The sequence below is a fragment of the Bordetella sp. H567 genome (assembly GCF_001704295.1).
Classification (GTDB): domain Bacteria; phylum Pseudomonadota; class Gammaproteobacteria; order Burkholderiales; family Burkholderiaceae_B; genus Bordetella_C.
Genome location: NZ_CP012334.1, coordinates 4,729,430 through 4,746,933 on the forward strand (window position 1 = coordinate 4,729,430; position 17,504 = coordinate 4,746,933).

Genomic DNA, 17,504 nt, shown 5'->3' on the forward strand with positions numbered 1-17,504 from the left:
CCCGGCCGATCGCCCCGGCAAACCCACACGCCGCGTGCGGTCAAGCCGGCCTGCGTTATTCTCCCCGCAGTCAACGCATGTGGAGCAGACGTGGCGCACATCATTCCGGACGGCTGGGAACGCCAGCCACGCAGCGGCCCGGCACAACGCGAGCTGGACACCCTGGCGCGGCTGAAGGCCGGCCTGCCCGACGACTACACGGTCTATCACGCCGTGCACTGGACCAATGTCGAGGGACGCCACGCCATCTACGGCGAAATCGACTTCGTCATCATCAACCGGGCGGGCGAGCTGCTCGTCATCGAACAGAAAACCGGCGCGCTGGATGAAACGCCGGACGGCCTGGCCAAGCGCCATGACGGCAAGGCCCGGCTGGTCTCGGTACAGATGGCGCGCACCGCGGAAAGCCTGCGCGCGAAGCTGGCGCGCAGCCTGGACGGCGCCGAGATCCGCCTGGACTACCTGCTGCATTGTCCGGACCATCGGGTGCTCGCGCCCACCACCGCGGGCCTGGTGCCCGAACGCATCGTCGACGCCAGCCGGCGCGACCGCCTGTGCGCCATCGTCCAGGAGATTCTGCCGCCCGGCACGGCGTCGCCATTGGCCACCCGCGTGGATCGCTTCCTGCGCGACATCATCCGCCTGGAAGTCGACGTCAGCGCGCTGATCGGGCAGACCCGCACGCAGGTGACCCGGCTCGCGGGCGGCCTGGCGCACTGGGCGCGCCAGATCGACATCGATCCCTACCGCCTGCGCGTGACCGGCACCGCGGGGTCGGGCAAGACCCAGCTGGCGCTGGCTGAATACCGCGATGCGATCGAACAGGGCAGGCGCCCGTTATACGTGTGCTTCAACCGGCCGCTGGCCGACCACTTCAACCGCATCGCACCGGCGGGGGGCCTGGCCTGCTCCTTCCATATGCTGTGCGACCGGCTGCTGCGCGCCGCCGGCCGCAAGCCGGACTTCTCGCAACCGGACGCCTACACGCGGCTGGTGGACGAAGCCGAGGCCCAGCCGGTACCGGCGAATTTCCTGTTCGATACCGTCATCGTCGACGAAGGCCAGGATTTCGATGCGCGCTGGCGCGACATGGTGTTGCGCCTGGCCAAGCCACATGCCCGGGTACTGTGGCTGGAGGATCCGCTGCAGAACCTGTACGGCAACACGCCGCCGGAGCTTCCCGGCTGGGTGCGGCTGCGCGCGCAAAGCAACTTCCGCAGTCCGCGGCCCGTGGTCGGCTTCCTGCGAACCATCCTGCCGGACGACGCCCACATCGATGCGCAGGCTCCCGTGCTGGACGCCGACGTGGAAGTGCTGTCGTACCACGACGAGGAAAGCCTTGCCCGCGCGGTCAAGCAAGGCATACGCAAATGCTATTCGGACGGCTTTCGCCAGGAAGACGTGGCCGTCCTGAGCTACCACGGCCACAAATCGTCCCAGGTACTGCGCAAGGACAGGCTGGGGCCGCACATGCTGCGCCGCTTCACCGGCCAATACGACTTGTTCGGCCAGCCGGAATATTCCGCCGGCGAAGTGCTGGCGGAATCGGTTTACCGCTTCAAGGGCCAGTCGGTGCCGGCGGTCGTCTTCGCCGAGATCGATTTCGACACGCTGGACGAACAGGCTGTCCGCAAGCTGTTCGTGGGCGCCACGCGCGCCACGCTGAAGCTGATACTGATCGCTGCCGAGCCGGCCGCCGCGGTGCTAAGAAGCAAGCTGGGCTAGCAAGCCACGCAGCTCGTCACGATCGGGATGCGTGGCCACGCCCACCGCGACGGCCAGTTCGTCGCCCTCTTGCAAAGGCCGGTAGACCACGCCCGCGCGCTTCAAGGTGGCGAACGACCGCGGCAGCAGCGCGAACGCATCGCCGTTCGCCACGCCGGCCAGCAGGACGTGATGGTCCTCCGGCTCGCGCAGCGTTCGCGGTTCGAAGCCATGACGCCGGAAAACAGCGCGGCAATGATCGAAGAACGCCGGTTGCCGGGCCCGTTCGAAGGTATACAGCCGTTCGTCGGCAAGATCGCTCAGCGCAACCGACCTGCGCCGAGCCAGCCGGTGCGCGCTGGACATGGCCACCATCATGGGCTGGCGATCCAGCACCGTGACGGCCAGGGCATCGGTTTCGGTGGGCAGCGCAATCAGCGCCGCGTCCAATTGGCGCGCGCGCAATCGCCGGACAAGACGGGGCGAACTGTCCGATACCACGCTGACCGTATCGAAGCGGCCGGATGCTTCGATACGCCCCGCGATGCCGCGAAACCAGGGAGGCTCCACCGCGCTGGTCATGCCCAGGCGCAGGCGCACCGGCAAGGCGGACTGCACCACGCTCGATTCCGCCTGGGCAAGCAGCCGTGCGATCCGGCGTGCGTAAGGCAGCAGCCGTTCGCCCGCGGCCGTCAGCCGCACGGATTGCGCGTCGCGCAGGAATAGCGGCGTGCCCAGCCTGTCCTCCAGTTGCCGGATGGCGCGGCTGAGCGGCGGCTGCGATATATGCAGGCGTTCGGCGGCCTGGCGGAAGCTGAGCGTTTCGGCCACCGCCAGGAACAGCGCCAGCCCGCGGGAATCCAGTGCGGTAGTCATATCAAAAAAGTATCACGAAATCGGTCATTCACGCCGCCCGGCGTGACGCCTAGAGTGCGGGTTCCCGGCCAACGTTATGCATACGGCGGCCATCAACCCCACTCAGGATAGAACCATGACATCCCAGCGATACATCACAGGACTGGAGCGGCTGCACGCCGTGGACGGTGACGCAGGCGTCGACGTCGTTGAAACGCTGCGGCAGGCCTTCCCCGACTTCGCGACCTATGTGGTTGAGTTTCCTTTTGGCGACATCTACTCGCGCCCGGGTCTCGGCCTGCGCGAGCGCGAACTCGCGGTCGTCGCGGCCTTATGCGCCTTGGGAAACGCGGCGCCTCAATTGCGGGTGCATCTTCACGCGGCGTTGCACGTCGGATGCACGCCCACCGAAATCGTCGAAGTCGTGATGCAAATGGCCGTCTATGCCGGCTTTCCGGCGGCACTCAATGGCCTGGCCGAAGTGCGGCGTGTGTTCGACGAACGCGGCATCGCCTTGCCCCTGAACACCGCCTAGTCCAAACGCGCCATGCCTGTGCGCGCTGGCGCTGGCGCGCCTGCGTGGCCGCGTGCTCGACGCGCACGCGGTCCATGTGAGGCCCAGCCGCCGCGCCGCTCGCGGGCGGCATGTGCCCAGCGCCCCGCGTGGCTGTGCAGTGCGCGCGGGAATGGCGGTTGCGGCAGTGTTGCCTCACATCCGATACGGAGCAGCACCATGACGCGAGAAACTCCCAGTGCCGACTACACCGCGGCAACGCCACCCGAGCCGTCGAAAAAGAGCCAGGTCGACATCGCCAACGATGTCCAGGACGGCCTGCGTGAATCCAACGAGTCGTCCCGGCGCCGCGACACGACCGCCGGCAAGAAAGCGACGCAATTCGACGGCAACCCCAATCCGGAAAGCGACGACGAAGGAGGCGTGTTCAGCCCTCCGGACGATACCCCCGCCGTACTTCCCAAGAAGGAAGGCACCTGATCATTGCCCCTTCCGGGTACCGCGGCCCGCGGGCGCGCGCCGCCATGTGCGGGCGCCGCAGGCCTGCCCTGCCGCAATCATCCACATACCGGTCCGGCCGCCACGGCATGCCCCTTGCTGTCCACGCGCCCCGAACTGACCACACACTGCATGGGAGACCGCGATGCGAGCACTACGATGGCATGGCAAGCATGATATCCGCTGCGACACGGTCCCGGATCCGCAGATCGAACACCCCCGCGATGCAATCGTGAAGGTGTCCTGCTGCGCCATCTGCGGCTCCGACCTGCATCTGTTCGACGGCTTCATGCCCGGCATGAAGCACGGCGACATCATGGGCCACGAGTTCATGGGCGAAGTGATGGAGGTCGGCGCCGAGAACAAGGCCCTCAAGCCCGGCGACCGCGTGGTCGTTCCCTTCACCATCATTTGCGGTGAATGCGACCAGTGCAAGCGCGGCAATTTCTCCGTCTGCGAACGCAGCAACCGCAACCAGGCCGATGCGGACAAGCTCTTCGGCCACAGCACCGCGGGCCTGTTCGGCTATACCCACCTGACGGGCGGCTACCCCGGCGGCCAGGCCGAATACGTGCGCGTGCCCTATGCCGACAAAACGCACGTGAAGATTCCGGAAGGCCTGAGCGATGAGCAGGTTCTCTTCCTGGGCGACATCTTTCCCACGGGCTGGCAGGCAGCCGTGCAGTGCGACATCGAACCGACCGACACGGTCGCCATCTGGGGCGCGGGGCCGGTCGGGCAAATGGCCATCCGCAGCGCCGTGCTGCTGGGCGCGCGCCAGGTCGTGGCCATCGACCGCGTGCCTGAACGTCTGGCGATGGCGCAGGCGGGCGGTGCCGTCACCATCAACTTCGACGAGGAAAGCGTGCTGGACCGCCTGCGCGACCTGACGCAGGGCAAGGGCCCGGAAAAGTGCATAGACGCCGTCGGCATGGAGTCGCACGCCACGCGCTCCATCGATTCCATGTACGACCGCGCCAAGCAGGCCGTCATGCTGGAAAGCGACCGGCCCCACGTGCTGCGCGAGATGATCTACGTATGCCGGCCGGCGGGCACGCTATCCATCCCGGGGGTCTATGGCGGCCTTATCGACAAGATCCCGTTTGGCGCCGCGATGAACAAGGGCCTGACCTGGCGCATGGGCCAGACCCACGTCAATCGCTGGACCGACGACCTGCTCAAGCGCATCGGCGAAGGGCAGATCGATCCCTCCTTCGTGATCACGCACCGCGTCAGCCTGGAAGAAGGGCCGGAAATGTACAAGACCTTCCGCGACAAGAAGGATGGCTGCATCAAGGTCGTGCTGAAGCCCTGAGCATGCACGGACGCGCCATCATCGCTGCGATGATGGCCGGGTCGGCCGTCACGCGCACCGTCGCGCCGGCCGTCTGGGCGCGGCCGTTCGGAAGCGGGCGTTGGGTCAGCCCATTTTAAGGAGGGACGGTTCCCCGGCCCGTTTCGTCAGGCATGGCATGATAGGCGCCTCGCATTTTCGATTGCCCCTACCGTTTCCACCATGTCCAACCTGATCGTGCACGGCGGCCTCCCCCTACGCGGGGAAATCGTCCCTTCCGCCAACAAGAACGCCGTCCTGCCCATCCTGTGTGCCACGCTGTTGACCGACCAGCCCTTGCGTCTGATCGGCGTGCCCGAGATTACCGACGTCAAGAAAATCCTCGACATCTTCCGTATGCTGGGCAGCGACGTGTCGATGGACTTCGCGACCGGCGTCCTGGATCTGCACCACCGCGCCACGGCCTTCGACCCTTCGGTACACAAGCTGCCGGAGGAAATGCGTTCCTCCATCATGCTGGTGCCGCCCCTGCTGGCGCGCTTCGGCGTCGCGCGCCTGGAAAACGATGTCAAGGGATGCACGCTGGGCGTGCGGGAAATCGATCCGCACGTGGAAGTCTTCGAGCGCTTCGGCGCCGCCATCGAACGCACGCCGGATTCGCTGATCGTGCATGCCACCGATCGCATGACGGCCAATCACCATTGGCTGGACTATGCCTCGGTGACGACCACGGAAAACTTCGTGCTGTGCGCGGTATCGGCCAACGGCACATCGACCCTGGTCAACGCCGCCTCCGAGCCGCACGTGCAGGAGTTCTGCCGTTTTCTCGCCATGCTGGGCGCGGCCATCGACGGCATCGGGACATCGCGCCTGGCCGTGGCGGGCGGCGCCGCGCTGGGCGGCGGCGAATTCCGCTTCAGCGAGGATTTCCACGAAATCACAACGTTCCTGGCGCTGGGCGCCATCACGGGCGGCGATATCGCCGTCCGGAACACCGCGCCGGAGCAGTTTCCGCTGATCGACCGGACTTTCGCCAAATTCGGCGTGGAAGTCGTGCATCGCGACGGCTGGTCGCATGCCTTCCGGGAAGGTCCCTTGCGGGTGCGCCGGCCCTTCACCCAGAACATCCTGACCAAGGTGGAAGCGGCGCCCTGGCCTTATCTGCCCGTCGATCTGCTGCCCATCTTCATTGCCTTGGGCGTCAAGGCCGAGGGCAGTGCGATGTTCTGGAACAAGGTGTACGACGGCGCCATGGGCTGGTCCGTGGAGCTGTCGAAGTTCGGCGCGCACGTGTTCCTGTCGGACCCGCATCGTCTGATCACCTTCGGCGGGTTGCGCTTGAGCCCGGCTAAGGTCGAGAGTCCCTACATCATCCGCGTCGCCATCGCACTGCTGATGGTGGCCGCCAGCATCGAGGGACGCTCGGAGATCACCAACGCGCTGCCGATCCGCCGCGCCCATCCGAACTTCGTCGAGAACTTGCGATCGGTGGGCGCGAATGTGGAATGGACGCGCAGCGAATAAGCGGCCGGCTGTCGGCGTAGGAGTGATCGCGCCACCTCTACGGCGACGCGATCACCCAAGCCGCCCGCGCGGCACGTCAAGCCGGTGCAGCGCGCCGATACGGCGGCTCAGCCCTTAAAGGGCACGTTGTCGCTGTCGCCAAACTTCACTTCGGCCAGGCCGCTGGGATCGCGGCCCGCGTTCGCGGCAACGACCGGGCGGCCGGCATCGCTTTCGCGTTGCGCCGTGAAGGGCTTGTTGTCCATGTCTTCGTTGCCCATCTTGCCCGCCGCGCGAGCCGATTGCAGCTCCTGTATCACCTGTTCGCGGGTGACATTGCTGTATTGCTTGCCGTAGACGCCCTGGAACGGGACGTTCTGGGCCTGGGCGGTGCCCAGCGCGGCAGCGGAAAGAATCAGGGCGGAAACGATGGTCTTGGCTTTCATGGCAGTGTCCTCTTTCGGTTGGTTCGGCGGGCTTGGCATCGGGACGTCCCGCTGCGCTTGCTTGCCCTTCCGGCATGGGACGCATTCTGCGCGTGGGCGCCCCCCGGATAAACCCTGCGGAAAGAGAATCAATTTTTCAGATTCATAGGTAATCGGTGACCAGACGCAACGCTGGAAGACAGCATGAACCGGCTGCAAGCGGCGTCCGTATAATGCTGTATATCCATACAGTAATAGTGGAACGGCGATGGAACTGCTCACCAAGCTGGAAATCCTGGCGGACGCGGCCAAGTACGACGCCTCATGCGCCAGCAGCGGCGCGCCCAAGCGGGATTCGCGCGGCCGCGAAGGCCTGGGCGCCAGCACGGGGGCGGGTATCTGCCACAGCTTCACGCCGGACGGCCGCTGCGTCTCCTTGCTGAAGATCCTGCTGACCAATTTCTGCCAGTACGACTGCCAGTACTGCGTCAACCGCCGCTCCAGCAACGTGCCGCGCGCGCGGTTCTCGCCGCGCGAAGTCGTCGACCTGACGCTGGACTTCTACAGGCGCAACTACATCGACGGCTTGTTCCTCAGCTCCGGCATCATCCGCAGCGCGGACTACACCATGGAGCAACTGGTCCAGGTGGCCCGCTCGCTGCGCGAGGAACACCGGTTCCGCGGCTATATCCACCTGAAGACCATCCCGGACGCGGATACCCGCCTTATCTCGCAGGCCGGGCAGTATGCGGACCGGCTCAGCGTCAACATCGAACTGCCCACCGACGGCGCCCTGCAGCGGCTGGCGCCCGAAAAAAACGTTCATACCATCAAGCGCGCCATGGGCTCCATCCGCCTGGACCAGGAAGCGGCGCTCGAAGAAGCCGCGCATGGCAAACGGCCGCCGCGCCGTGCCCCGGCGGGCCAAAGCACGCAGATGATCGTCGGCGCCGACGATGCCGACGACCGCACCATACTGCGGACGGCGCAAACGCTGTACGGTTCCTACAAGCTGAAACGGGTGTATTACTCCGCCTTCAGCCCCATTCCCGACAGCCCCTCCGCACTGCCTACGCAGGCGCCGCCGCTGTTGCGCGAACACCGCCTGTACCAGGCGGATTTCCTGTTGCGCGGCTATGGCTTTCGCGCCGAAGAACTGTTCCAGCGCGATGGCGACCTGCCCCTGGACATCGACCCCAAGCTGTCCTGGGCCTTGGCGCACCGCGAATCGTTTCCGGTGGACCTGAACCGCGCGCCGCAGCCGCTGATCGCGCGCGTGCCCGGCATCGGCATGCGCAACGCGAAACGCCTGGCTGAACTGCGCCGCCTGCGCGCCATCCGCTATCAGGACCTGGTGCGCCTGCGCTGCGCGATGGACAAGGTCAAACCCTTCATCGTGGTGCAGGACTACCGGCCCGGGCTGGCGGACCCATCGTCGGAACAATTGCGCCGGACGCTGTCCGGCGCGCCTGTGCAATTGTCCCTGCTATGAACGACGCCGCCCCGCCCACCCAGGGTGCGGAAGCGCCTGCCCGGTCTACCGCTGCGTCGGCTGGGCCTGTTGCACCGCGTGCCGCCCTCGCGGCCGCTTTGCCCGCGCCCGCTACCGCGACGCTGATCGTCGAAAACGGCTATGCGGGCTGGCGCGAGCAGGCGCTGCGCGCGCTTGCCCGGGGCTGGCCGCCCGACGCCCTGACATGGGTGGAACATCTTCCAACGCCGGATGGCGGCACCGCGCAAATGGCGCTGGATTATTCCGCGTCCGCCGGCGATGCCGCAGGTCCGTCCGATGCTGCCCCCGCCTCGGAGGCACCGTGCACGGCGTACACCGGCGCGCCGGAGCCCGATGCACCATCGGCGTCCACGGGGCAGGCCGAGACGCCCGTGCGCATTTCCCCCGCCTTGGCCGGCCTGCTGCAGGACGCCGCGCGCTACCGTTCGCCGCGGCGCTGGGCTTTCCTTTACCGCGTATTGTGGCGATGGCGGCAAGGCGACCGCGCCGTGGCATCGGCAGCCGATGAAGACGGCCGGCACCTGCACGCCATGGCGAAATCCGTACGGCGCGCCCATCACGACATGATCGCCTATGTGCGCTTCCACAAGCGCGACAGGCCCGGCATCCCTGAATACCTGGCCTGGTACGAACCCGACCACGATGTGCTGGCGGCCGCGGCGGAACATTTCGCGCGCCGCATGGGCCGCTCATCCTGGCTGATCGGCACGCCCCATGGCGCCGCGCTATGGGACGGCAGCACGCTGCGCCTGTCCGGCGCGCCCGCCGACGCCGCCGCCATACGCGCCAGTGCCGCCAACGATCAGGCCGAACCGCTGTGGCTGGCCTATTACAGGAACGTCTTCAATCCCGCCCGGCTGAACGAAGCCGCGCTGCACCGGCAGATGCCCGTACGCTTCTGGAAAGGCTTGCCCGAAGGCCCACTGATACCTGGCATGATCGCGCAGGCCCGTAACGGCGCGCGCCGCGTGGCGCAGGCCGGCACCGTGGGCGCGATGTCGGGCAAGGCCGTCGCGGTCGACGCGCAACGCGCGCAGCCGCTACGCGCCGCGCCGTCCTCGCTGGACGAATGCAGGCGCTGCGAATTGTGGCGCCAGGCCACGCAAGCCGTGCCCGGCGAAGGGCCGGCGGCCGCGCGCATCATGCTGGTCGGCGAACAGCCCGGCGATCACGAGGACCTGGCCGGCCGGGCTTTCGTCGGGCCGGCCGGCCAAGTGCTGAACGACGCCCTGCACCGGGCGGGCGTGCCGCGGGGCGATGTGTTCCTGACCAATGCCGTCAAGCACTTCAAGTGGTTTCCACGCGGCAAGCGCCGCATGCACAAAACGCCCGCGCAGCGCGAAGTCGATGCCTGCGCGCATTGGCTGGACCAGGAACTTGCGCGCGTGCGCCCCGCCGTCATCATCACGCTGGGCGCCACGGCGCTCGGCGCCGTCCTGCGCCACAAGGCCAGCCTGCGGGATTATCTCGATGCCCCGGTGCGGCATGGCGACGCCTGGCTGGTCGCCACGTGGCATCCCTCTTATGCGCTGCGCGTGGACGATGCGTCGGCGCGCGAGGAAATCGTCGACGGCATCGCGCGCGCCATCGCGCGCGGGCGGCAGCTGCTCGCGGCCCCGCCTTCCTCCGCCGGCGCCGCCGGACACGGATGAGCGCAAGGCGCGCCGGGCGCCGTCCTTGGCACGCCTGTTGCGGCTCGCCATGACTCCTTGGTTTGCCTATCCGGGAAAGGGAAGCATGATGAGCGACAGCACGCCAATGCAGCGCAAAATGGTCGAACGCCAGCTCCGCGCGCGGGGTATCCAGGACGAACGCGTGCTCGCCGCGATGGAGCACGTGCCGCGCCACGCCTTCGTCCCGCCCTCCCTGTCCGAGTTCGCGTATGACGACGCGCCGCTGCCCCTTGCATCGGGCCAGACCATCTCGCAACCGTATATCGTCGCGCTGATGGCGCAGGCCGCCAGCCTGCAGCGCTCCGACCGCGTGCTGGAGATCGGCACCGGATCAGGCTATGCGGCGGCCGTGCTGGCCGAGCTGGCGGACCGGGTCGATACGGTGGAGCGTCTGTCGGAACTGGCCGACAAGGCGCGCGAGACCTTGCAATCGCAGGGCTACGGCCGCGTGCGGGTTCATACGGGCGACGGCACGCTGGGATTGCCGGACGCCGCGCCCTTCGACGCCATCGTCGCGGCGGCGGCCGGGCCCGACGTACCCGCCGCCTGGCGCGAGCAGCTGGCGATAGGCGGACGCATCGTCATGCCGGTCGGCGGTCGCCGCGGCGGCCAGCGGCTGGTCCGGATCACCCGCGTCGGCCGCGACGAATACGACGAAGAGGACCTGGGCGGCGTGGCCTTCGTTCCCCTTGTCGGCGCGCAGGGATGGGCGGCCAATCCGTATGCCGGCGACGGCGGGAAACCGGACGCCGACGGTGCGCGTTCGGCGCAATCCGCGGCGCCCCCGCGCGTATCGCCCAAACGGGCCGCGTTCGCGCCCCACGCGGACATGCCGTCCGACCCCGAGGCCGAAGCCATATGGGAGGCCGCCGAGGCGCTGCCGGACATCGACGACGCGCTGTTCGCGCCCTTGTTCGACCGTTTCGCGGACAAGCGCGTGGTGCTGCTGGGCGAAGCCAGCCATGGCACCAGCGAGTTCTATCGCGCGCGCGCCGCCATCACGCGCCGGCTGATCGAAGCGCACGGCTTCGACATCGTGGCGGTGGAAGCCGACTGGCCGGACGCCGCGGCCATCGACCGCTATGTCAGGCATCGCCCCGCGGCCAAGCGCGAGGTCTCTCCCTTTCGCCGTTTTCCCACCTGGATGTGGCGCAATACCGAGGTCGAAGCCTTCATCGAATGGCTGCACGCCTACAACGGCGTCCTGGAGCCTGGCGAACGCGCCGGTTTCTACGGCCTGGACCTGTACAGCATGTCGGCGTCGATCGCCGCGGTCCTGGCGTACCTGGACCGCACGGATCCCGAGGCGGCCGGTGTCGCGCGCGAACGATACGGCTGCCTGATGCCCTGGCAGAAGGACCCGCGCGTCTACGCGCGCGCCGTCGCCAGCCAGGGCTTCCGGCAATGCGAGGATGCCGTGTTGCGCCAACTGCGCGACCTTCTGGACAAACGGCTCGATTACGCGCGGGAGGACGGTGACAGCTTCCTGGACGCCACGCAGAATGCCCGACTGGTTGCCGCCGCCGAACGCTATTACCGCACGCTATACCAAGGGCCGGCGCAAAGCTGGAACCTGCGCGACACGCATATGTTCGAGACGCTGGCGCGGCTGCTGGAAGCCCGGGGACCGCAATCGCGCGCCGTGGTCTGGGCACACAACTCGCATATAGGCGATGCATCCGCCACGGAAATGGGGCGTGTGCGCGACGAAATCAATATCGGCCAGCTGTGCCGCGAGCGCTATGGCCACGAGGCCGCGCTCGTGGGCTTCGGCACCTATGCCGGCACGGTCGGCGCCGCCGACGACTGGGATGGCCCCATGCGCTTGATGCGCGTGCGGCCGGCGCGGCCGGACAGCTACGAACACATGATGCACCGGACGGGACAGACGAGGTTCTTGCTGGACCTGCGGCCCGGCGTGCATGACGATTTGCGCGTGCTGTTGAACGCGCCACGGCTGGAACGCTATATCGGCGTGATCTACCGCCCGGACACCGAACTCTACAGCCATTATGCGGAGGCGACGCTGGCCGAGCAGTACGATGCCTACGTGTGGTTCGATGTCACCGCGGCCGTCACGCCCCTGCCTGTGGAGGCTCGCGAAGGCATGCCGGAAACCTACCCATTCGCGGTGTGACCGACATGACCCTCGTCGTCGGTCGATTCCGTGTTGACGACGAGCACCCGCGATCGGGAGTCCAATCCCAGTGCCGCGCGGGCACGGCCCCCTTGCACCAATGCGCACAATCCCGCCAGGCCCGCCACGCCGCTTTCCCCACCCATGATGGTGGCATCGCCGTCGCGCGGATACGCGAGCAGATGCATGGCTTGCCGGCATTGTGCTTCGCTCACGGTGATGAAGGCGCGCGCCAGCGTATCCAGGACATCCCACGCCAGCGTGGACGGTTCGTAGCACTCCAGCATGGACATGATCGTGGGGTGGCCGGGCCGCACCCGCACGCGGCGGCCGGCGCGGGCGCTGGCCATGAAGCAGGCGGCCCGTTCCGGTTCGACGATCAGGATCGCCGGCGGCGCGTCCCCGTACATGGCCGTCAATGACGCCCCCAGCGCGGCCGCCATGCCGCCCACGCCGGCCTGCAAGAACACATGGGTGGGTGGCCGGTCCAGCTGTTCGACGATCTCCTGCGCAATCAGGCAATAGCCTTCCATGACCACGCGGGGCACATCGAGATAGTCGTGCCATGACGTATCCGACAGCAGCACCCATCCCTCGGCTTGCGCCAACCGGCCCGCCTGTTCCACCGCATCGTCGTAGCTCCCGGGCACGACGCGCACCTCCGCGCCAAAGCGCGCGATGGCCCTGCGCCGGCGCTCCGCAACGCCTTGGTGCACGAGGACCACGGCGTGCGCCCCCACCAGGCGTGCCCCGGCCGCCACCGCTTGCCCGTGGTTGCCGTCCGTCGCACACACAAAGGTCAATGCCGATGCGGCGCGGCGAAAGGCGAAACTGCCCGGCTGGTCGCGCTGTCCAGGCATAGGCGGCGCCAGCGATCCCGAACCGGCGCGCGGCAAGTCGTCCAAGCCCAGGGACGCGCCGCCGCGCTCGCGCGCGGTGTGCCAGACGGTCCGCAAGACCGCATAGGCGCCGCCCAGCGCCTTGAAGCTGCGCAAGCCCAGGCGGCCGCCTTCGTCCTTGACCGCCAGGGCCTCCACGCCCAGCGCGGCGGCCAGGCCCTTCAGGTCGTGCACGGCGGTTGGCCGATAGTCGAACACCCGTGAAATCAAGGCGCGTACGGAAGCATGGTCGGGCATGCCCTGGGGGGTTGCGCCTGGCGGGCGATAGTGGGGATTGAGCAGAACGGACAAGGGATGTTCACCTCTTGAGGGGCGTCAACGATGAAATACTATTTCGTCTTCCCGGGAATATTTACGCTAATATCCCCACGCATACGCAACGTCATTGCACTGCAGGCGCGTAGCCGCGTCGCGCAACGTGCTGGGTCACGGGCGAACATGGCCGTACTGGACGAATTCGATCTGAAGCTGCTGGCCTTGGTCCAGGCCAACAGCCGGATTTCGCAGGCGGAACTGGGCGACCGCGTCCACCTGTCGACGGCGGCCGTCAACCGCCGCCTGAAACGGCTGGTCAGCGAAGGCGTCATTCGAAAGTTCGGCGCGGTGCTGGCGGGGCGAGCGCTAGGCTATCCCCTGACGATCATCACCCAAGTGGCCACGGAAAGTGAACAGATCGATCTGCTCGATGGCATGAAGGCCGCGTTTCGTGCCTGTCCGCAGGTGCAGCAGTGCTATTACGTCACGGGCGAATGGGACTTCATCCTGCATTTCACCGTGCGCGACATGGCGCAATACACGGAGCTTGCGCGCCAGCTCTTCTTCCAGAACAACAACGTCCAGCGTTTCCGGACGCTGGTCGTGATGGATTGCATCAAGGCCAGCCAGGATGTGCCCTTCGACCAATAAACGCCCGCATGCGCCGTTCGCGCATGCAAGGGGTGTGGCCCCGCCATGCGCACGCGCGGCTTGCCAGCGCGTCAGGCCACGATGTCATGCGACGATGCTGGCCGGCTGGTCCAGGGCTTCCGCCAATGCCTGAGCGAATACCGCCAAGGGCCGCGCCAGTTGCCCCGCCGGCGGCCGATGCAGCAGCCAGGCGCGCACCTGCGGCGTGAAAGCCGGCGTATCGATGATCCGCACATCGTCGCGCCGTGGATTGGCCGCAAAGGCGGCCGGGGTCACGATGCCTATCCCCATGCCGCGCGCCACCAGCGAGAGCCGCAAATCCGCGCTCTGCACTTCCGCCGCGATGTCCAGATGCAGCCCCTGCGCCTCGAAATGGTTGCGGATATAGGTGCGGAAGCCGCAGCCGTTCTCGTTGGTGACCCAGGGGTATTTGGCCAGCATGGCCAGATCCGCGGGGTTTGGCACATTCAGCGACGCGGCCGCGACCAGCAGCACGCGCTGCACGCCCAGTTCCTGGCCGGCCAGGCCTTCCGGTTCCGGCGCGCCGTCCGGCAGGCACACCACCGCGGCGTCCAGTGCGCCTTGCGTGATCTGCGCCAGCAGTTGTGGAGACCAGCCGGACGCCATGCGCAGCGACAGCCTGGGATAGTCCGCGCGCAGCCGGTCCATCGGCCCCACCAGCGCGGTTTCCGATAGATAAGGCACGACGCCGATCCGCAATTCTCGCTGCAACGGGCCGTGGGGCGAGACCCCTTCCATCAGATCGCCCAACGCACGCAGCACCTGTCGGCCGTGCTCATATGCCTGCCGGCCGGCAGCCGTCGGCTTCAGCGGCTTGGATTGGCGGTCCAGCAAGGTCGCCCCCAGGCGCTCCTCCAGGCTCTGGATCCGGCGCGTGATTCCAGGCTGCGTCACGTGCAGGCGCGCCGACGCGGCGACGATGGAACCGGTTTCGACGACCGCCAGGAAGGCTTCCAGCTCCCGTATATTCATGCGTACTCCGCATAATGTGTATTTCTATAATTCAATTGTATTATGATGCCAACGGCGCATAAAGTCTCGACTCGTATTGCGAAATAACTATTTTCGAGGCCTTATGTCCCTACAAGACTCCTCGGTCGCCAGCGGGGCCGTCCCGGACGCGCCGCCGCACGCCATGACATCGCGGCTGGCGCTGCTGTTCGCGACCTCGGTCGCGGTTATCGTCACGAACCTGTTCGCGCCGCAAACATTGATCGGGCTGATCGGGCCGTCCCTCGGATTGGCGCCCGCGCAGAACGGCCTGGTCGCCATGGCCACGCTGCTGGGCTACGCGGCCGGTCTATTCCTGCTGGTCCCCCTGGCCGACCTGATCGAGAACCGCCGCCTCGTCGTCGCGCAACTGGGCGTGGCCATCGCGGCCGCGGCCGCCGCGATGTTCTGCACGGGGGCCGAGACGCTGCTTCCAGTCCTTTTCGTACTGGGCGCCGCGTGTTCGGCGATCCAGGTGCTGGTTCCGATCGCCGCGCATATGGCGTCGCCGGCACGGCGCGGGCAAGTGATCGGGGACGTGATGGGCGGCCTGATGGCCGGCATCCTGCTGTCGCGGCCGCTGGCCAGCGTGATCGCCGACGCATGGGGCTGGCGCGCCTTCTACGGCATAAGCGCTGTCGCCATGACGGTGCTGAGCCTGGTGCTGGCGACGCGATTGCCGCGCAGGCAGCCGGCCGTGCGCGCTTCCTACCGGGCCCTGATCGCCTCGCTCTGGCATCTGTGGCGCGAAGAAGAAGTACTGCGGCGCCGCGCACTGTCCGCCAGCCTGGTGATGGGTGCGTTCAGCCTGTTCTGGACGGCCGTGGCATTGCGGCTGGCACAGCCCCCCTTCGGACTGGGCCAACGCGGCATCGCGCTGTTCGCGCTGGCCGGCGCGGGCGGCGCCATCGTCACCCCGTTGTTTGGCCGGATCGGCGATCGCGGCTGGACGCGCGCCGCCACCTTGACGGCGCACACGGTGCTCCTGGGCGCGCTGGGGCTGGGCGCGCTCGCGGGCATGCCGCCACCGGCTGGACGTGCGGCATGGTGGCCGCTGCTGGCGATGGGTGTCGCCGCCGTACTGCTGGATGTGGGCGTGACCGGCGACCAGACCTTGGGACGGCGCGCGATCAATCTGCTGCGGCCGGAAGCGGGCGGACGCATCAACGGCATCTTCGTCGGCGTGTTCTTCCTGGGCGGCGCGGTGGGATCGGCGCTGGCCGGCGCGGCATGGGCCTTGGCGGGATGGAACGCCGTGTGCGCGGCCGGCGCGCTGTTCGCCGTCGCGGCGCTCATCACGGCGCTGCGCGGCGACGAAACCTAGTGCCCGCCCTTTTCAGCGGGGCAAAATGGCGTCATGCATTGCATAGCAATTCGGCCAGCGTCCAGAACAAGTCCCTGTCGCTGAAGCTAAGGCGGTGGGTGCCGACACGCTTCGTACCGCTGCCTTGCATGTACGAAAATTCGACGTAGAACTCGGGCCCACCGGGATTCCTGGACCCGCCGGACAGGCTCCTCGCGGCCTGGATCGCGCCATCGCTGGCCATGGTCGCGTCCACCACGCCCTTGACGACATTGGCCAGGGTTATCGCCCCATCGCTGGCCTGGCCAAGCGTGTGGTCCGGGACCACACCCGCGACCGCGCGATCGACGACCGGATCCGCCATGATGCCAACGCCGGTCTTGAACGTATCGATCAGTGCCCTGGTCGTGGCGTGGCCCGCGGCAAGCTCCTTGAATCGTTCCCCGGCGCGGTAACGGGCCGCCCTGACGTAGATCATCGGAAGTTCCATGATCTCGTTGACGATGCCGTAGTTGGCCTCCCTGCGGAAGAAATCGTCGATCTGCGCAAGGGTGCCAATGAGAACCAGCGGCCTGACGCCCATGGGGGTGTTCGAGAAGCTATAGCAATTGGCCGCCGACCCGCGCGAGGCCTGCACGCATGCGCCTCGATCCTCGACGAGGTTGGAACCCATGTTGAGCCTTCCGTTCAGGAAAGTGTGCTTGTACGCATGGACCTGTGCGCCGTACTTGCGCATCAACTTTATTTGCTGCATTGCTACCCCATAGCGGCTGAAACGTTCGCGTGTGACGGCACGATCATGGCACGCGGGTTTTGCGCCTTGAAGCGGATATTTCTGAGCAGGACAGCTGGCCAGGCGCGCGCAGGCGCGGGGCGCCGCTCGGATAACATGTCGGGCTCGTCGTCATTCAGGAACAACAACCATGCTCCCCATGATCCAGCCAGGCACCGTGTTCAAGGACAATCTGCGGCAGTTGCCGCCCATCGACGGAATCGCATCCATCGATCTCATCGACCCCCAGGGCAAGGTGGTGGCCAGCATCGAGAACCAGCCCGGCAAGCAGGGTTCCTTGGCGGTCTACAACTATCTGTCCCGCGCGTTCGGGACGCTGGACGCCAAGGCCGCGCAACATGGCCTGGCCGTGTTCGCCGAACATACGGACGACGCCCGCGGCCGCCCGGGCGCCCACCCCAATGTCGACCGTCTGCTCGCGATCATCGCCGGCGGCGATCCCTTGCGCATCGAGGTCAAGCCGGCCGGCCACTAAA

Annotated in this window: 16 protein-coding genes; 11 read left to right on the plus strand and 5 right to left on the minus strand. The window is 67.2% G+C overall.

The features are described 5' to 3' along the window. Window positions 1-90: 90 nt before the first annotated feature. The gene (locus AKI39_RS21185) at window positions 91-1,725 is read left to right on the plus strand and encodes an ATP-binding domain-containing protein (protein WP_066640633.1); all 1,635 of its coding nucleotides are present in this window, start codon (window positions 91-93) and stop codon (window positions 1,723-1,725) included. On the opposite strand, the gene AKI39_RS21190 is transcribed toward AKI39_RS21185, so the two are convergent. Then, the gene (locus tag AKI39_RS21190) at window positions 1,705-2,580 is read right to left on the minus strand and encodes a LysR family transcriptional regulator (RefSeq protein ID WP_066640636.1); all 876 of its coding nucleotides are present in this window, start codon (window positions 2,578-2,580) and stop codon (window positions 1,705-1,707) included. The two genes, AKI39_RS21185 and AKI39_RS21190, sit on opposite strands and share 21 nt — an antisense overlap. A 115-nt stretch (window positions 2,581-2,695) precedes the next feature. Here AKI39_RS21190 and AKI39_RS21195 point away from each other — a divergent pair, with 115 nt between their 5' ends. The 4 genes from AKI39_RS21195 (at window position 2,696) to AKI39_RS21210 (ending at window position 6,389) form a co-directional block, all read left to right on the plus strand. Then, window positions 2,696-3,094 (plus strand): carboxymuconolactone decarboxylase family protein, encoded by a 399-nt coding sequence (locus tag AKI39_RS21195; RefSeq protein WP_066640638.1) that lies wholly within the window; start codon window positions 2,696-2,698, stop codon window positions 3,092-3,094. A 198-nt stretch (window positions 3,095-3,292) separates the two neighbouring features. Continuing rightward, window positions 3,293-3,553, plus strand: a complete 261-nt coding sequence (locus AKI39_RS21200) for a hypothetical protein (protein ID WP_066640643.1) — start codon at window positions 3,293-3,295, stop codon at window positions 3,551-3,553. Between the two features lie 163 nt (window positions 3,554-3,716). Then, entirely contained in the window at window positions 3,717-4,886 is a 1,170-nt protein-coding gene (locus AKI39_RS21205; RefSeq protein ID WP_066640648.1) for a zinc-dependent alcohol dehydrogenase, read from the plus strand. A 201-nt stretch (window positions 4,887-5,087) separates the two neighbouring features. Next, window positions 5,088-6,389: a UDP-N-acetylglucosamine 1-carboxyvinyltransferase gene (locus AKI39_RS21210; RefSeq protein WP_066640649.1), complete on the plus strand. Its 1,302-nt coding sequence runs from the start codon at window positions 5,088-5,090 to the stop codon at window positions 6,387-6,389. A 107-nt stretch (window positions 6,390-6,496) separates the two neighbouring features. Here AKI39_RS21210 and AKI39_RS25780 read toward each other — a convergent pair whose 3' ends face one another. Continuing rightward, window positions 6,497-6,814, minus strand: coding sequence for a DUF4148 domain-containing protein (locus AKI39_RS25780; protein WP_066640651.1), 318 nt, complete (start codon window positions 6,812-6,814; stop codon window positions 6,497-6,499). A gap of 247 nt (window positions 6,815-7,061) precedes the next feature. Between AKI39_RS25780 and AKI39_RS21220 the strand changes: the two genes are divergently transcribed. From AKI39_RS21220 to AKI39_RS21230, 3 genes are all read left to right on the plus strand, one after another. After that, window positions 7,062-8,285, plus strand: coding sequence for a putative DNA modification/repair radical SAM protein (locus AKI39_RS21220; RefSeq protein WP_066640654.1), 1,224 nt, complete (start codon window positions 7,062-7,064; stop codon window positions 8,283-8,285). After that, complete coding sequence (locus AKI39_RS21225; protein ID WP_083228971.1) at window positions 8,282-9,958, plus strand: UdgX family uracil-DNA binding protein; 1,677 nt, start codon at window positions 8,282-8,284, stop codon at window positions 9,956-9,958. Before AKI39_RS21220 ends, AKI39_RS21225 begins: the two co-directional genes overlap by 4 nt. A gap of 88 nt (window positions 9,959-10,046) precedes the next feature. Beyond that, a complete protein-coding gene (locus AKI39_RS21230) occupies window positions 10,047-12,116 on the plus strand; it encodes a protein-L-isoaspartate(D-aspartate) O-methyltransferase (RefSeq protein WP_066643521.1) in 2,070 nt (689 codons plus the stop codon). Here the strand turns inward: AKI39_RS21230 and AKI39_RS21235 are convergent. Then, the gene (locus tag AKI39_RS21235; protein WP_145925339.1) at window positions 12,098-13,306 is read right to left on the minus strand and encodes a diaminopropionate ammonia-lyase; all 1,209 of its coding nucleotides are present in this window, start codon (window positions 13,304-13,306) and stop codon (window positions 12,098-12,100) included. The two genes, AKI39_RS21230 and AKI39_RS21235, sit on opposite strands and share 19 nt — an antisense overlap. A 147-nt stretch (window positions 13,307-13,453) precedes the next feature. Here AKI39_RS21235 and AKI39_RS21240 point away from each other — a divergent pair, with 147 nt between their 5' ends. Then, window positions 13,454-13,921, plus strand: coding sequence for an Lrp/AsnC family transcriptional regulator (locus AKI39_RS21240; protein WP_066640678.1), 468 nt, complete (start codon window positions 13,454-13,456; stop codon window positions 13,919-13,921). Between the two features lie 84 nt (window positions 13,922-14,005). Here the strand turns inward: AKI39_RS21240 and AKI39_RS21245 are convergent, their stop codons facing one another. Then, window positions 14,006-14,914 (minus strand): LysR family transcriptional regulator, encoded by a 909-nt coding sequence (locus AKI39_RS21245; protein WP_066640684.1) that lies wholly within the window; start codon window positions 14,912-14,914, stop codon window positions 14,006-14,008. A gap of 103 nt (window positions 14,915-15,017) precedes the next feature. Here AKI39_RS21245 and AKI39_RS21250 point away from each other — a divergent pair, with 103 nt between their 5' ends. Further along, complete coding sequence (locus AKI39_RS21250; RefSeq protein WP_066640685.1) at window positions 15,018-16,256, plus strand: MFS transporter; 1,239 nt, start codon at window positions 15,018-15,020, stop codon at window positions 16,254-16,256. Window positions 16,257-16,287: 31 nt separating this feature from the next. On the opposite strand, the gene AKI39_RS21255 is transcribed toward AKI39_RS21250, so the two are convergent. Then, window positions 16,288-16,989 carry a hypothetical protein gene (locus tag AKI39_RS21255; RefSeq protein WP_066640688.1) on the minus strand — a complete coding sequence of 234 codons (702 nt, stop codon included), beginning with the start codon at window positions 16,987-16,989 and terminating at the stop codon, window positions 16,288-16,290. A 178-nt stretch (window positions 16,990-17,167) separates the two neighbouring features. Here AKI39_RS21255 and AKI39_RS21260 point away from each other — a divergent pair, with 178 nt between their 5' ends. After that, window positions 17,168-17,503 carry a DUF2322 family protein gene (locus AKI39_RS21260; protein ID WP_066643524.1) on the plus strand — a complete coding sequence of 112 codons (336 nt, stop codon included), beginning with the start codon at window positions 17,168-17,170 and terminating at the stop codon, window positions 17,501-17,503. Window position 17,504 lies beyond the last annotated feature (1 nt).

What these genes read in the sequence shown, in the direction of transcription:
- AKI39_RS21260 (WP_066643524.1), top strand. Translation starts at nt 17,168, where the DNA reads ATGATCCAGCCAGGCACCGTGTTCAAGGACAATCTGCGGCAGTTGCCG.
- AKI39_RS21250 (WP_066640685.1), top strand. Translation starts at nt 15,018, where the DNA reads ATGTCCCTACAAGACTCCTCGGTCGCCAGCGGGGCCGTCCCGGACGCG.
- AKI39_RS21190 (WP_066640636.1), bottom strand. Translation starts at nt 2,580, where the DNA reads ATGACTACCGCACTGGATTCCCGCGGGCTGGCGCTGTTCCTGGCGGTG.
- AKI39_RS21200 (WP_066640643.1), top strand. Translation starts at nt 3,293, where the DNA reads ATGACGCGAGAAACTCCCAGTGCCGACTACACCGCGGCAACGCCACCC.
- AKI39_RS21220 (WP_066640654.1), top strand. Translation starts at nt 7,062, where the DNA reads ATGGAACTGCTCACCAAGCTGGAAATCCTGGCGGACGCGGCCAAGTAC.
- AKI39_RS21195 (WP_066640638.1), top strand. Translation starts at nt 2,696, where the DNA reads ATGACATCCCAGCGATACATCACAGGACTGGAGCGGCTGCACGCCGTG.
- AKI39_RS21255 (WP_066640688.1), bottom strand. Translation starts at nt 16,989, where the DNA reads ATGCAGCAAATAAAGTTGATGCGCAAGTACGGCGCACAGGTCCATGCG.
- AKI39_RS21225 (WP_083228971.1), top strand. Translation starts at nt 8,282, where the DNA reads ATGAACGACGCCGCCCCGCCCACCCAGGGTGCGGAAGCGCCTGCCCGG.
- AKI39_RS21210 (WP_066640649.1), top strand. Translation starts at nt 5,088, where the DNA reads ATGTCCAACCTGATCGTGCACGGCGGCCTCCCCCTACGCGGGGAAATC.
- AKI39_RS21230 (WP_066643521.1), top strand. Translation starts at nt 10,047, where the DNA reads ATGAGCGACAGCACGCCAATGCAGCGCAAAATGGTCGAACGCCAGCTC.
- AKI39_RS25780 (WP_066640651.1), bottom strand. Translation starts at nt 6,814, where the DNA reads ATGAAAGCCAAGACCATCGTTTCCGCCCTGATTCTTTCCGCTGCCGCG.
- AKI39_RS21245 (WP_066640684.1), bottom strand. Translation starts at nt 14,914, where the DNA reads ATGAATATACGGGAGCTGGAAGCCTTCCTGGCGGTCGTCGAAACCGGT.
- AKI39_RS21240 (WP_066640678.1), top strand. Translation starts at nt 13,454, where the DNA reads ATGGCCGTACTGGACGAATTCGATCTGAAGCTGCTGGCCTTGGTCCAG.
- AKI39_RS21205 (WP_066640648.1), top strand. Translation starts at nt 3,717, where the DNA reads ATGCGAGCACTACGATGGCATGGCAAGCATGATATCCGCTGCGACACG.